The 13,235-nt window shown below is 63.1% G+C and carries 12 protein-coding genes; 6 read left to right on the forward strand and 6 right to left on the reverse strand.

Going from position 1 to position 13,235, the window contains the following annotated elements:
- Positions 1 to 523 precede the first annotated feature (523 nt).
- Complete coding sequence (locus P0D96_RS07580; protein WP_408313008.1) at positions 524 to 1,066, forward strand: hypothetical protein; 543 nt, start codon at positions 524 to 526, stop codon at positions 1,064 to 1,066.
- A gap of 389 nt (positions 1,067 to 1,455) precedes the next feature.
- Here the strand turns inward: P0D96_RS07580 and P0D96_RS07585 are convergent, their stop codons facing one another.
- Positions 1,456 to 1,794, reverse strand: coding sequence for a hypothetical protein (locus P0D96_RS07585; protein ID WP_408289696.1), 339 nt, complete (start codon positions 1,792 to 1,794; stop codon positions 1,456 to 1,458).
- Here P0D96_RS07585 and P0D96_RS07590 point away from each other — a divergent pair.
- The 3 genes from P0D96_RS07590 to P0D96_RS07600 all read left to right on the forward strand — a co-directional run bounded on the left by P0D96_RS07590 (position 1,793) and on the right by P0D96_RS07600 (position 7,512).
- Positions 1,793 to 2,878, forward strand: a complete 1,086-nt coding sequence (locus P0D96_RS07590) for a porin (protein WP_408180447.1) — start codon at positions 1,793 to 1,795, stop codon at positions 2,876 to 2,878. The genes P0D96_RS07585 and P0D96_RS07590 overlap by 2 nt on opposite strands.
- A 203-nt stretch (positions 2,879 to 3,081) precedes the next feature.
- The gene (locus tag P0D96_RS07595) at positions 3,082 to 4,020 is read left to right on the forward strand and encodes a LysR family transcriptional regulator (RefSeq protein ID WP_132376284.1); all 939 of its coding nucleotides are present in this window, start codon (positions 3,082 to 3,084) and stop codon (positions 4,018 to 4,020) included.
- Positions 4,021 to 4,101: 81 nt separating this feature from the next.
- Entirely contained in the window at positions 4,102 to 7,512 is a 3,411-nt protein-coding gene (locus tag P0D96_RS07600) for a methylmalonyl-CoA mutase family protein (protein ID WP_408312767.1), read from the forward strand.
- A gap of 105 nt (positions 7,513 to 7,617) precedes the next feature.
- Here P0D96_RS07600 and P0D96_RS07605 read toward each other — a convergent pair whose 3' ends face one another.
- Positions 7,618 to 8,577: an NAD(P)H-dependent flavin oxidoreductase gene (locus P0D96_RS07605; RefSeq protein ID WP_132376282.1), complete on the reverse strand. Its 960-nt coding sequence runs from the start codon at positions 8,575 to 8,577 to the stop codon at positions 7,618 to 7,620.
- A 281-nt stretch (positions 8,578 to 8,858) separates the two neighbouring features.
- Here P0D96_RS07605 and P0D96_RS07610 point away from each other — a divergent pair, with 281 nt between their 5' ends.
- Positions 8,859 to 9,749 carry an alpha/beta fold hydrolase gene (locus P0D96_RS07610; RefSeq protein ID WP_408312770.1) on the forward strand — a complete coding sequence of 297 codons (891 nt, stop codon included), beginning with the start codon at positions 8,859 to 8,861 and terminating at the stop codon, positions 9,747 to 9,749.
- A gap of 53 nt (positions 9,750 to 9,802) precedes the next feature.
- On the opposite strand, the gene P0D96_RS07615 is transcribed toward P0D96_RS07610, so the two are convergent.
- On the reverse strand, positions 9,803 to 10,273 hold the full coding sequence (locus P0D96_RS07615; protein WP_408289683.1) for an Lrp/AsnC family transcriptional regulator: 471 nt from the start codon (positions 10,271 to 10,273) through the stop codon (positions 9,803 to 9,805).
- A 113-nt stretch (positions 10,274 to 10,386) separates the two neighbouring features.
- On the opposite strand from P0D96_RS07615, the gene P0D96_RS07620 reads away from it, so the two are divergent.
- Positions 10,387 to 11,286 carry a DMT family transporter gene (locus tag P0D96_RS07620; RefSeq protein WP_408312773.1) on the forward strand — a complete coding sequence of 300 codons (900 nt, stop codon included), beginning with the start codon at positions 10,387 to 10,389 and terminating at the stop codon, positions 11,284 to 11,286.
- Between the two features lie 317 nt (positions 11,287 to 11,603).
- Here P0D96_RS07620 and P0D96_RS07625 read toward each other — a convergent pair whose 3' ends face one another.
- From P0D96_RS07625 to P0D96_RS07635, 3 genes are read right to left on the reverse strand one after another with little or no spacing between them, the layout of a single operon-like run.
- Positions 11,604 to 12,524 carry an MBL fold metallo-hydrolase gene (locus P0D96_RS07625; RefSeq protein ID WP_408289679.1) on the reverse strand — a complete coding sequence of 307 codons (921 nt, stop codon included), beginning with the start codon at positions 12,522 to 12,524 and terminating at the stop codon, positions 11,604 to 11,606.
- The gene (locus P0D96_RS07630; protein ID WP_132376277.1) at positions 12,521 to 13,006 is read right to left on the reverse strand and encodes a MaoC family dehydratase; all 486 of its coding nucleotides are present in this window, start codon (positions 13,004 to 13,006) and stop codon (positions 12,521 to 12,523) included. The genes P0D96_RS07625 and P0D96_RS07630 overlap by 4 nt, the downstream gene beginning before the upstream one ends.
- The gene (locus P0D96_RS07635; protein ID WP_408180465.1) at positions 13,003 to 13,227 is read right to left on the reverse strand and encodes a DUF1289 domain-containing protein; all 225 of its coding nucleotides are present in this window, start codon (positions 13,225 to 13,227) and stop codon (positions 13,003 to 13,005) included. The genes P0D96_RS07630 and P0D96_RS07635 overlap by 4 nt, the downstream gene beginning before the upstream one ends.
- Positions 13,228 to 13,235 lie beyond the last annotated feature (8 nt).

Here is a 13,235-nt window from a genome sequence, read left to right on the forward strand (position 1 = left end):
GCGCGCCTGAAGGCGCCGTCCCAGCCTATGGGAAAGAGCTATTGTTGATGATTTTTGATTAAATATGCAAATTCATTTACCGAATCGATTAATGAGGGCTGCGCATCGAAAGACGCGTCCCGGAAAATTTGGACGGCGCGGCGACCCAAGTTTTCAGTATTGGCGACGTGATCTGTTTGGTCCATGCAGTTTTGACATTTGAGGTGAAAATGCGGCTGCGATTCGTCATACGCAAGAGCTCGTAAGTTGTCTCTCCAAGTCCTTGAAAGCAAGCGGTTTCAGGGTTTTCGCGCAAGGACTCTGTCGTAGAAAAACGTCGCAGTAACAAGGTGTTACATCCGCGTCCGAGGCCTAACACTTTTTGGCTCGACACCCTTTGCCGGCACCCATAAATTACGGTTCAAAGGCCATCGGGATGCCCCGCGCCGCGATATCGTCGCAGCGCTCGTGCCAGTCCCAAAACAAGTCCACCGCAGCTCGAACGGTGGTCTTCAGGCAAGTCTTCGGGCATGTGAGTCACTGGGTGGACGGGTTGTCGAGAACGAGGCACTGGGCGTTAGGCGCGGTCATCGCTGCGCTGTGCTCGTTCGCCTATGCGAAAGCGCCAGGCATGCCGCACGGCGGTGGTGGCGGCTATTCGCATGCCGGAGCGAATCACGCTGTGCGTGGCGAAATGCATAACGGTGACCGCTCCTACAGCGCAGCAGCAGCACCGGCCCGCAATACGATGGTCGATCGCAGCGCGCGCCCGGCGCGTGGCGGAGCGAATTTCGCAGGCGGAAGTTACGCCGACGGCTATGACGTCTACAAGCCGGGCATGCGACGTGTCACCGGACCGGCTGGATACGCCGGCGACGGCCGCGGCGGCATGCAGTACGCCGGCGCTATTACGCCGGTCAGTGCCGAGTCGCGCACGGTGCCTCGGCCACCGGCCAATGCGCCGGTTCGCGCCGGCTCGATTCGCGCCGACGTCGCCCGCTACAACGAGGAGCGCGGTTCGTCGCGCGGCATACAGCGTCAGTCCGATGATCCGCGTCAGCCGGAAGGCTCGCCTTACCGGAACTAGGCGTTCGTGCTTCGTGGACTATGCGTTGCGTTCGTTGCGTGAGCAACCAATGTTTGCCGTTTAGTCTGTGTCCAGACAGCGCACGTACACATCTACTTCTGTCTCCCTTCGCTGACTTCCCCGTGCCGCTTCGACATTGTTCGAGTGCCGGCCATTCGGGTATCTGACTCCGCCTTCACGCCTGCATCATCCCGAACCGGGTCCGCGGCATCTCTGCCATTTCGTCCTCCCAAATTCTCAACGCTCCGTTTCGCTCGATCGCTGCTCCTGCCTTTCAAACCGCTTGACAGCGGCCTTCCGCCATAACGTCGTCCCAAAGCCCGCTATCAATGTGACGTTTCGACGCCACACTTTTTTGAAAACACTCGGCAGCAGACCCTCTCCCATCGTCAAATTTGGTCGTTTCTGCGGCGGTGCGTCATCCGCGTGTCATTTAAGGCGTTATCAACCCGTCGGCCGCAATGTGAGTAACGCTTTGCGCGGTGCCGCAAAATTTGCGGCGGCACGGCGAGCCCGCTGTCGGCCAAGGGTTTATCAGGCCGATAAGCGACAAAACTAATCAGACCGATATACCCGCAATAACCCACGATATTTTTGTTTATAAAAATGGTCCGCAAAGATGGTCCCGCCCAGATTGGCTCGATGATCGAACGGACAACAACAATGATTCGCGCGAGCTCCCCCTTTCGCACAGCCACACCCTTTTTGACAAAGACAGGAGAACCCATGAAAACAAGCATCAGCAGTGCGCTGAAGACCACCCTCAAGGCAACCGCGTGTGCCGCTCTGCTGGCCAGTGCATCGTCTGCTTTTGCGCAATCGAGCGTGCAACTCTACGGTCAGGTCGACGAATGGGTCGGTGCGCAGAAATTCCCGGGCGGCAAGACTTCGGTGCAGGTCGCGGGCGGCGGCATGTCGACTTCGTACTGGGGCTTGAAAGGGGCGGAGGATCTGGGCAACGGCTACAGGGCTATCTTCGCGCTGGAAGGGTTCTTCCTGGCGCAAAACGGCCAGTACGGCCGCTTCACGGGCGACACGATGTTTTCGCGTAACGCGTACGTCGGTATCGAATCGCCCTACGGCACGGTGACGGCAGGCCGTCTGACGACGCCGCTGTTCGTGTCGACGATTCTGTTCAACCCGTTCGTCGACTCGTACCAGTTCTCGCCGATGGTCTGGCACACGTACCTCGGCCTCGGCACGTTCCCGACCTACTCGACGGATCAGGGTGTGACGGGCGACTCCGGTTGGAGCAACGCGGTGTCGTACTCGTCGCCGAACTTCAACGGTCTGTCGGCGACGGCCATGTACGCGCTCGGCAACACGACCGAGAACGGCGCGAAGAAGTGGAGCGGCCAGGTGCTGTACTTCCACGGCCCGTTCGCGGCCACGGCGGTGTATCAGTACGTGAACTTCAACAACGTGCCGAGCGACCTCGGCAGCTTCAGCACGTCGGGCGTGCCCGGCCTGAAGAGCCAGAGCGTCGCGCAACTCGGCGTGTCGTACGACCTGAAGTTCGTGAAGTTCTTCGGCCAGTACATGTACACGTACAACGACCAGCAGGTCACGAGTTGGCACGTGAACACGGCGCAAGGCGGCGCGACGGTGCCGTTCGGCCCGGGCTCGGTGATGGCGTCGTACGCCTACTCGCGCGACGGCGGCGGGTTCGACCAAACCCGTCAGACGGCTTCGGTCGGCTACGACTATCCGCTGTCCAAGCGCACGGACATCTACGCGGCCTACATGTACGACCACATCTCCAGCATGTCGAGCGGCAACACCTACGGCGTCGGCCTGCGCGCCAAGTTCTAAGCGTCCCGGCCGCGCCGCGCGACGCCTGCTCGCAGGCTTCGCGCACTGGCCGCATCAGCTTGATTTCCAAGCCCGCTTTCTTCGGAAGGCGGGTTTTTTTGCTTTTGCGCCGCTGTATTCATTCGTTGGGAAGCGTTTTGCCGACCAGTCTTTGATAAACCCGGCAAAATGACGTCGATTGATTCCTGAAGCGAGCGATTGAGATGGATACCCTCGTCAGCATGAAAGTGTTCCGCCACGTGGTCGAAGTCGGCAGCTTTGTCGGCGCGGCCGAACGGATGGAGATGTCGGCGGCCATGGCGAGCAAGCACGTGATGCACCTCGAACAGCAACTCGGCGCGCGTCTGTTGAACCGCACCACGCGGCGGGTCGCGCCGACCGAAGCGGGCCGCGAGTACTACGAGCGTCTGAGCCAGGTGCTCACCGAACTCGAGGAGGCCGAGCAGGTGGTCGGCGCGGCGAGCGTCGTGCCGCAGGGACGCTTGCGGGTGTCGTCGCTGTCGGCGTTCGGCCTGAGCCACGTGATGGCCGCGGTGGCCGACTACGCCGCGCAATATCCGCAGGTCATCGTCGATATGACCTTGTCGGACCGCGTGGTCGAACTGATCGACGAGGGTTTCGATGTCGCGATCCGCGCTTCACCGAGCGGGCTGAAGTCTTCTTCATTGATTGCGCGGCAGATCGCGACCGCGCACCTCGTGCTGTGCGCGTCGCCGGCGTATTTGAAGCGGCACGGCACGCCGAAGACAGTCGCCGATCTGGCGCGCCACAACTATCTGCAATACGCGGGCGTGTCGGCGCTCGAAATCGCGCCCGCAACCGGCGATGCCTCGCCGCGCGTGCGTCTGACGGGCAATCTGATCGTCAATCATCTGGAAGCGCAGCGCGTGATCGTGCTGCAAGGCGCGGGCATCGCGATGCTCGGCACCGAAGTGATCGGCGACGATCTGGCCGCGGGGCGTCTCGTGCCGCTGCTGGTGGACGACGTGCCGCCGCGCGAACTGCCGATTCACGTGGTCTATGCGAGCCGCCGGCATCTGTCGGCCAAGGTGCGCTCGTTCGTCGACTTTCTCGCCGAGCGGTTCGCGAACGAGTCGCTGTGGCCGTCGCTCGAACAGATCAAGGCGTTGGCGGTGCGCTAGGCCGCCCACGCCACCGAGGCGTCTCGACCCGTTTCGCTATACTGGTTGGCAACACCCATACGCGAACGATCTGGGGGAGACATGACCGATCTGTCCACGCCGCAGCGCGCGGGCAGCCACAAGCTGCCCGCGGGCCGGCGCCTGCGCTTTGTCACGGCGGCCGCTTTGTTCGATGGCCACGATGCGTCGATCAACATCATGCGGCGCATTCTGCAGGCGAGCGGCGTCGAGGTGATCCACCTCGGCCACAACCGCTCCGTCGATGAAGTCGCCACCGCCGCGCTGCACGAGGACGCCGATGGCGTCGCGGTGTCCAGCTACCAGGGCGGCCATAACGAATACTTCCGCTATCTGGTCGACTTGCTGCGGACGCGTGGCGGCGAGCGCATCAAGGTGTTCGGTGGAGGCGGTGGGGTGATCGTCCCTGAGGAAATTGCAGAACTCGAGCGTTACGGCGTCGAGAAGATCTATTCGCCGCAGGACGGGCAGCGGCTTGGTCTGCAAGGCATGATCGACGATATGATCGCGCGCTGCGCCGAAGGCGCGCGCGTCAGCGCCGCCGATGTCGCCAACGCGCCCAGCATTGCCGACACGGCTAACGCGGCCGACCCAGCATCCCTCACCTTCCGCCGCCTCGCGCAACTCATCAGCGCATTCGAAGCAGGCGCTATCGACGCATCCGCCCGCGAAAAACTGTCCGCGCAGGCCAAAGCAACCACAACCCCCATCCTTGGCATCACCGGAACCGGCGGCGCCGGCAAATCCTCGCTCACCGACGAACTGATCCGGCGCTTTCGCCTCGACTACGGCGACGCTCTCACCATCGCCGTGCTCGCCATTGACCCATCGCGCCGCAAGTCCGGCGGCGCGCTGCTGGGCGACCGCATCCGCATGAACGCCATCGGCGACTGGGGCGGCGGCGCGCGCGTGTATATGCGTTCGATGGCGACGCGCGAGGCATCGAGCGAAATCTCCGACTCGCTGCCCGACGCGCTGATGCTGTGTAAGGCGGCGGGCTTCGATCTGATCGTCGTCGAAACATCCGGCATCGGCCAAGGCAATGCGGCGATCGTGCCGTTCGTCGACGAATCGCTGTATGTGATGACGCCGGAGTTCGGCGCAGCGAGCCAGTTGGAGAAGATCGACATGCTCGACTTCGCCGGCTTCGTCGCGATCAACAAGTTCGATCGCAAGGGTGCGCCGGACGCGTTGCGCGACGTTGCCAAGCAGGTGCAGCGCAATCGCGGCGACTTCGCGAAGGCGCCGGAAGCGATGCCGGTGTTCGGCACGATCGCCTCGCGCTTTAACGACGACGGCGTGACCGCGCTCTACCGGCACGTTGCCGAGGCGCTGCGCAAGCACGGCTTGCGCGCTGGCGGCGACCGGCTGGCCGCGCCCGAAGGTCTGCGCTTTTCGAGCGACCGCAACGCCATCGTGCCGCCGGCGCGAGTGCGCTATCTGGCGGATATCGCGCAGACAGTTCACGCTTATCGCGAGCGAGCCGACGCGCAAGCGCGCGTGGCGCGTGAGCGCTGGCAACTTGTCGAGGCGCGTCGGATGATGGGCGAGGTGGATGCGGCTGCGAGGGCGGTTGCGAACCCGGACGCCGGCGCAAACACGTCGGCGAACTCAATTGCAGCTTCAGCGGCAAACACAGAAGGCGTTGGCGCCAATCCGTCGCTTCAGCAACTCGACGCTCTCATCACCCAACGCACCACCTCTCTCGGCGAACGCGAGCGCGCCCTGCTGGACGCCTGGCCGCAAACCGTCGCTGCCTACTCAGGCGCCGAACACATCGTCCGAATCCGCGACCGCGAGATCCACACCGCGCTCACCGTCACCACGCTGTCGGGCTCCGAGGTCCGCAAAGTCTCCCTGCCGAAGTTCGTCGACCAAGGCGAGATTCTGCGCTGGCTGATGCTCGACAATCTGCCCGGCTACTTTCCCTTCACAGCGGGCGTGTTCCCATTCCGCCGCGAAAACGAAGACCCGACGCGGATGTTCGCCGGCGAAGGCGATCCGCAACGCACCAACCGCCGCTTCAAGCTGCTCTCAGAAGGCATGCCGGCCAAACGTCTGTCGACCGCCTTCGACTCGGTCACGCTCTACGGCGAAGAACCGGACGAGCGCCCCGACATCTACGGCAAGGTGGGCAATTCGGGCGTCTCGGTAGCGACGCTCGACGACATGAAGACGCTTTACGACGGCTTCGACCTCTGCGCGCCGGAAACCTCGGTCTCGATGACGATCAACGGACCCGCGCCGACCATCCTCGCAATGTTCTTTAACGTCGCGATCGATCAGCAGATTGCGCGCATGACGCAGCAGCAAGGCCGCCCGCTCACGGACGACGAACTCGCCGCGACGCGCCGCACGGCGCTGGAAAACGTGCGCGGCACCGTGCAGGCCGACATCCTCAAGGAAGACCAAGGCCAGAACACCTGCATCTTCTCGACCGAATTCAGCCTGAAAGTGATGGGCGATATTCAGGCGTACTTCGTCGAGCACGGCGTGCGCAATTTCTATTCGGTGTCGATCTCCGGCTATCACATAGCCGAAGCCGGCGCGAACCCGATCTCGCAACTTGCCTACACGCTCGCGAATGGCTTCACCTATGTCGAGGCCTATCTGGCCCGCGGCATGTCGATCGACGACTTCGCACCGAATCTGTCGTTCTTCTTTTCGAACGGCATGGACCCGGAGTACACGGTGCTGGGCCGAGTCGCGCGACGCGTCTGGGCCGTTGCCATGCGCGAGCGCTACGGCGCGAACGAACGCAGCCAGAAGCTCAAGTATCACGTGCAGACTTCGGGCCGCAGCCTGCACGCGCAGGAGATCGACTTCAACGATATCCGCACCACGTTGCAGGCGTTGATTGCGATCTACGACAACTGCAACTCGCTGCACACGAACGCCTTCGACGAAGCGATCACCACGCCCACCGAGGATTCGGTGCGCCGCGCGGTGGCGATCCAGTTGATCATCAACCGTGAATGGGGGCTTGCGAAGAATCAGAATCCGAACCAGGGCAGCTTCGTGATCGAGGAACTGACCGATTTGGTGGAAGCGGCGGTGCTCGCCGAATTCGACCGGCTGACCGAGCGCGGCGGCGTGCTCGGCGCGATGGAAACCGGCTATCAGCGCGGGCGCATCCAGGACGAGTCGATGCTGTACGAGCATCGCAAGCATGACGGCTCGTATCCGATCGTCGGCGTGAATACGTTTTTGAGCGCGCATCCGCACGAGGCGCCGCAGCCGATCGCGCTGGCCCGTTCCACCGACGATGAAAAGCAAGGTCAGTTGCAACGTCTGCGCGCTTTCCAGGCGCAGCATCGCGACGCGGCGCCCGCCGCGCTCGAACGCCTGAAGCGCGCGGTGATCGACGATGAAAACGTGTTCGCGGCGCTGATGGACGTCGTGCGTGTCTGCTCGCTCGGGCAGATCACGCACGCGTTGTTTGAAGTGGGCGGGCAGTACCGCCGCAATATGTAAGCCCTGCTGCGTGGCGATCGCTGCTGCGGCCTGGCGTGAAGCCAAGCCGCAGCATACGAAACCGCTTAACGCCGGCACCTCACCCGAGGCGCTCCAACATGATGCTCAGCGCGCGATGCCCAGCCGCGCCTTCGCATCGTCATATTCCTTCGTCAAACGCCGCACCAGCTCGCTCACGCTCGGCACGTCGTCCATCAGGCCGACGCCTTGGCCTGCGCCCCAGATGTCTTTCCACGCCTTCGCCTTGTCGCTGCCGAAGTTCATCTTGGTCTTGTCCGATTCCGGCAGCGCGTCCGGGTCCAGCCCCGCGTTCAGGATACTTTCGCGGATGTAGTTGCCATGCACGCCGGTGAACAGGTTCGTGTAGATGATGTCCGACGCCGTGGAGTTGACGATCGCCTGCTTGTAGCTGTCGACAGCGTGAGCTTCCTTGGTCGCGATGAAGCGCGTGCCCATATAGGCGAGGTCCGCGCCCATGGCCTGCGCCGCGAGAATTGAGCCGCCGTTGGCGATCGAGCCCGACAGTACGATCGGGCCGTCGAACATGCGCCGCACTTCGCCGACCAGCGCGAAGGGCGAGGTCGTGCCGGCATGGCCGCCGGCGCCGGACGCCACCAGGATCAGGCCGTCGACGCCTGCTTCCAGCGCCTTTTGCGCATGGCGCAGATTGATCACGTCATGCAGCACGATGCCGCCGTAGCTATGCACCGCATCTACGATTTCCCGCGCCGGCGCCCGCAGGCTCGTGATGAAAATCGGCACCTTGTGTTCGACGCACACGCGCACGTCGTGTTCGAGCCGCGTATTCGACTGATGGACGATCTGGTTGACGGCGATCGGCCCGATGACCGCCTCGGGGTTGGCCGCCTTGTGCTCGGCGAGCTGCGCCTGAATCTGCGTGAGCCATTCATCGAGCAGTTCGGCCGGGCGGGCATTCAGCGCGGGGAACGAGCCGACGATCCCAGCCTTACATTGAGCCAACACGAGCTCTGGGTAACTGACGATGAACATCGGCGAAGCGACGACGGGCAGCGCAAGTTTTTGCAGGACGGCGGGCAATGCCATAGTGCGAGTCTCCTGATTTAAGCGAGCCGGTGCGTCGTTGCGCGCCGGCGATGACTGAGTTTAGCGGCACATGGCTTGCGGCGCTTTTGCCAGCCGCAGCCATCCGAAAATTTAAGAACGATCGTTCGATTATAGGCGAAGCGCGGCGTACGCGTTCGGTTGGGTCGTTTGGAACAGTTGGAAGGAGTGTTCAGGTTCTATGTTTGCGTGGGCTATCCCACCTCGCGTGGACACATTGGGCTTTTACAATGCAGGGACTCCAAAATCACGAGAGAGACGTCATGGCCTTCGAGGATTTCACGCCCTTTCGCGTCGCCGTGGGCGATGTCGATATTTTCGGAGTGAAGGGCGGGGCGGGGCCGCCTCTTCTGTTGCTGCACGGTCATCCGCAGTCGCATCTGATCTGGCAAAAGTGCGCCGCGCAACTGGCGCAGCATTTCACGGTGATCGCCACTGACTTGCGCGGCTACGGCGCATCGGGCAAGCCGCCGAGCGACGCCGCGCACACGCCGTATTCCAAGCGCGTGATGGCGGCCGATCAGGTCGCCGTGATGCGCCATTTCGGCTTCGAACGTTTTCTCGTGTGCGCGCACGATCGCGGCGCGCGCGTCGCGCATCGCATGGCGCTCGATCATGCCGATGCCGTCGAGCGTCTGATGCTGCTCGACATCGCGCCGACGCTCGCCATGTACGAGGCCACCGACCGCACCTTTGCGACGCACTACTTCCACTGGTTCTTCCTGATCCAGCCCGAGCCGCTGCCCGAAACGCTGATCGGCGCGAATCCGGCGGCATATGTCGACGCGGTGATGGGCAGCCGTCACGCGGGCCTGGCGCCGTTCGAGCCCGCCGCGCTCGACGCCTATCGCTCGGCCCTCGCGCAACCGGGCGCGGTGCACGCGATGTGCGAGGACTACCGCGCGTCGGCGAGCATCGACCTGGAACACGATCGTGCCGACATCGAGCGCGGTCACAAGATCGGCTGTCCGCTGCGCGTGCTGTGGGGCGACAAGGGCGTGATCGAGAAGTGCTTCGACGCGCTGGCGGAATGGCGTCACGTGGCGCGTGACGTGAGTGGCCGCGCGCTGTCTTGCGGCCACTACATACCTGAAGAAGCGTCGGACGAACTGGTCGCCGAAATGCTGTCTTTCTTTGAAGCGGTCGAACAGTAGGCCTTTCCGTCCGTTCCGGTTTGCTCATACGCGAAGCCGCGCCCGCGCGTAGCTCAACCGAGCGGCGGCAAGCGGCGCGCGACCGGCGTCGACTTGACGATCGCGGTGCTGGTTTCCGCGCGCTCGGTGACTTTCGACAGAATTGCGTCGAGCTGTTCGATCGAATGGAGATACAGGCGGCAGATGAAGCAATCGTCGCCCGTCACCTTGTCGCATTCGACGAACTCCGGAATCCGCCGGATCACCTCTTCCACCAGATGCAACTGACCGGGCAACGGCTTCACGCGCACGATGGCCTGCAGCGTGTAGCCGAGCGCGCGCGGATCGATCTGCACCGTGAAGCGCTCGATCACGCCTTGCGCTTCGAGCCTGCGCACGCGCTCCGCCGTGCTCGGCGCCGACAGGCCGACCTGACGCGCCAGTTCGCTGACCGGCTGACGCGCGTCTTCCGCGAGCGCGGCGAGGAGCGCCCGGTCCGTATCGTCGAGCAGGGCGGGTGTTGGAGGAGTAAGGCGTTTGGTCATGACGGCCTTCGATTATTAGACTGCATCGCGTGAATACTTAAGTTTAGCCATGTATTCGGACGATCGGATTAATTACACTGCTCGTCATGCAGGGATCAATCGAGGATCGAATCATGGCGTCAAATGAAATCCGCCGCGGAGCCGCGGAAATGACCATGGCGATGCTGATGTCCGGCACCATCGGCTGGCTGGTGGTGTCGTCGCAGCAAAGCCCGTTCAATGTGGTGTTCTTCCGCTGCATTTTCGGCGGAGCGACGCTCGCGCTCGTGTGCGCCGTGCTGGGGCTGTTCCGGCGCCGGCTCTTCTCGTGGAAGATGCTCGGCCTCGCGTTGCTCGGCGGCGCGGCGATCGTCATCAACTGGGTGTTGCTGTTCGCCGCGTATTCGCGCGCGTCGATCTCGATGGCGACGGCCGTCTACAACACACAGCCGTTCATGCTGGTGGCGCTGGGCGCGTTGGTGTTCCGCGAGCGCATCGGCGCGTCGACGGTGGCCTGGCTGGTGGTCGCGTTCATCGGTCTCGTGTTCGTCGTGAAGGTCGAGCCGGCGGTGTTGGCGGTGCCGGGGCAATATCTGGTCGGCGTCGCGTACGCGGTGGGCGCGGCGGCGATGTATGCGGTGTCGTCGATCATTACGAAGCGGCTCAAGGGCACGCCGCCGCATCTGATCGCGTTGATCCAGGTGTCGCTCGGCGTGCTGATGCTCGCGCCGTTCGTGCGCTTCGACGCGTTGCCCACAACCGGCGTGCAATGGCTCGAACTGATCGTGCTCGGCATCGTCAATACCGGCCTCATGTACGTGCTGCTGTACGGCGCGATCCAGAAGCTGCCGACTTCGATGACGGGCGCGCTCTCGTTCATCTATCCGGTGGTGGCGATCATCGTCGACCGGGTTGCGTTCGGACAAACGCTCGCGTGGATTCAGGTGCTCGGCGCAGTGCTGATTCTGGTGGCCGCGGCCGGCGTCAATCTCGGCTGGCGGATCGTGCCGCAAAAGCGCCTGTCGTCGACCTGACGGGCGTCGCGCCGTTGCGATCAATCACAATGCTACGGATTCCAGAGTAACCGGATGCGCAGATTGTTCATATCCGCGGACTAATGATTCGAAAGATACGCGACTGCGGGGCCTCGTCACGTGACGTGTATGCAGCTTTAAAAGCAGGCGTCAAACTTCTGTAGGGAAATCACCGATGCGGTCAAAAAACAGGCACGCGTATCATGCGTCTTGACGCTGATCACGTCCGACAGAATTTCCGCCGCTCGCCTGTATTGGTCGAGCGGCTTTCTTTTTGTAGCGACGGTATCTAGCGTGCCTGTGTCAGCGGCGGCGCGTCAGGCCGCACGCGCGACGATGCGCGCTCCATCCACTTCCAGCGGTCCATTCTTCCCCGCCAGCTCTTCGACGATCCCTCGCACCAGCGCGGGCCACTCGCCGCGCGGCTTGAGCATCGACGCGGCGGCGCGCATCACACTGGCGTCGTCGAGCATTTGCAGTAACGTGTCGAAGCCCATCGCACGGACTTCGAGCAGCTTGAACACGATCAGCACCTTCAGCGCATTCTTTGCATTGCGTGCCGGATCGGCGCGCAGCCACGCAACACGCGAAAACGCGCGTTCAAGCGCCTGTTCGACATTCGTGAAGGGTGAGCCATGGCCGGGGATCACGAGGCGCACGTCGAGCCTCGCAATGGCTTCCAGCACGGCTTGCTCCTCGGCGAAACCGCTTTCGCCTTCCAGCTCGGGAAAGATCACGCCGAAACCGTTTTCCCAGAGCGCGTCCGCGCTGATCAGGATGCGTTCGCTCGCGCAGTACAGCATCAGCGAATGCGGATCGTGGCCGGGTGCGCCGAGCACGTCCCAGTTGAGCGCGCCGAGCCGCAACTGCGCGCCGGGCGCGATCGTCCCGGTGAAGGTGAAGCGCTCGCAGGTCTGGCCGGTGGCGCGAAACGTCAGGCGCGCTTCGTCCCAATCCTGCACGGCGCCGGCTTCCGAGGCCGGAATGACGGTGCGGCACGGCCACGTCGCCTGCAAAAGCGCGTTGCCGCCGCAGTGATCCGAATGCAGATGCGTGTTGACGATCAGATCGAGCGGCCGCGCGCCGAGTGCTTGCCGCACCAAGGCGAGCGTTTGCGGCGCGTGCGTGGCATAGCCGGTATCGACGAGCGCGGCGCAGGCGTCGCCCACCAGCAGCACGTTGTTCGACGAGAGCCAGCCGCGCTCGAAAACCCGAATCGATTCCGGCAGCGCGATCATGGCGAGTTGGGCGCTGCGTTAGCCTCAGCGTCCGCATTCGCGGACGCTTCGGGTTTCGGCATCACGAGAATCGTCGACGATCCGACCAGCATGGTCTCGCCACGCTGATTCACGACCGAGCCTTCGAGATGCGTCAGATCGCCGTTCAGGCTCGGCTTCCAGTAAGCATGCTTCACGCGCCAGGTGATCGTGAGCGTGTCGTTCGCATGGACGGCTTTCTTCAGCTTGATATCGAACTCCAGACCGAGCGGTTGCGCGTAGGTCGAGTAATGCGTCGCGAGCAGCGCCATGAAATGTGCGGTCGGTTGCGTGCCGGACGCGATCAGGCCGCCGAAGCGGCTTTGCGCGGCATACGCTTCATCGTGATGCAGCGGGTTGTAGTCGTTGACGAGCGCAGCGAACGATTTCACCGACTCCGCCGATAGCGCCAACGTCGAACTGAACGTTTCGCCAACCGTGACGATGCGTGGCGCGGCGTTCATCGCCGCACCTTCGGCTGGCTCGCGACGAACTCCGCGTGGCGCGCCTCGATCGCGTCCCAGACCGCGCGCTTCGCGTCGTCGTCGAACAAAGACCAGCCGGCGATTTCGTCGATGGTGCGCAGGCATCCTTCGCACCAGCCGGTCGACGCGTCCATCCTGCATACGTTGATGCATGGCGACGGCACGGCGTGGTCGTCTTCGTTATTGGGACCTGCTGTCATCATCGTCA

Source organism: Paraburkholderia sp. RL17-347-BIC-D, from assembly GCF_046027915.1.
Taxonomy (GTDB): Bacteria; Pseudomonadota; Gammaproteobacteria; order Burkholderiales; family Burkholderiaceae; genus Paraburkholderia.

What these genes read in the sequence shown, in the direction of transcription:
- P0D96_RS07590 (WP_408180447.1), top strand. Translation starts at nt 1,793, where the DNA reads ATGAAAACAAGCATCAGCAGTGCGCTGAAGACCACCCTCAAGGCAACC.
- P0D96_RS07585 (WP_408289696.1), bottom strand. Translation starts at nt 1,794, where the DNA reads ATGGGTTCTCCTGTCTTTGTCAAAAAGGGTGTGGCTGTGCGAAAGGGG.
- P0D96_RS07595 (WP_132376284.1), top strand. Translation starts at nt 3,082, where the DNA reads ATGGATACCCTCGTCAGCATGAAAGTGTTCCGCCACGTGGTCGAAGTC.
- P0D96_RS07600 (WP_408312767.1), top strand. Translation starts at nt 4,102, where the DNA reads ATGACCGATCTGTCCACGCCGCAGCGCGCGGGCAGCCACAAGCTGCCC.
- P0D96_RS07605 (WP_132376282.1), bottom strand. Translation starts at nt 8,577, where the DNA reads ATGGCATTGCCCGCCGTCCTGCAAAAACTTGCGCTGCCCGTCGTCGCT.
- P0D96_RS07610 (WP_408312770.1), top strand. Translation starts at nt 8,859, where the DNA reads ATGGCCTTCGAGGATTTCACGCCCTTTCGCGTCGCCGTGGGCGATGTC.
- P0D96_RS07615 (WP_408289683.1), bottom strand. Translation starts at nt 10,273, where the DNA reads ATGACCAAACGCCTTACTCCTCCAACACCCGCCCTGCTCGACGATACG.
- P0D96_RS07620 (WP_408312773.1), top strand. Translation starts at nt 10,387, where the DNA reads ATGGCGTCAAATGAAATCCGCCGCGGAGCCGCGGAAATGACCATGGCG.
- P0D96_RS07625 (WP_408289679.1), bottom strand. Translation starts at nt 12,524, where the DNA reads ATGATCGCGCTGCCGGAATCGATTCGGGTTTTCGAGCGCGGCTGGCTC.
- P0D96_RS07630 (WP_132376277.1), bottom strand. Translation starts at nt 13,006, where the DNA reads ATGAACGCCGCGCCACGCATCGTCACGGTTGGCGAAACGTTCAGTTCG.
- P0D96_RS07635 (WP_408180465.1), bottom strand. Translation starts at nt 13,227, where the DNA reads ATGACAGCAGGTCCCAATAACGAAGACGACCACGCCGTGCCGTCGCCA.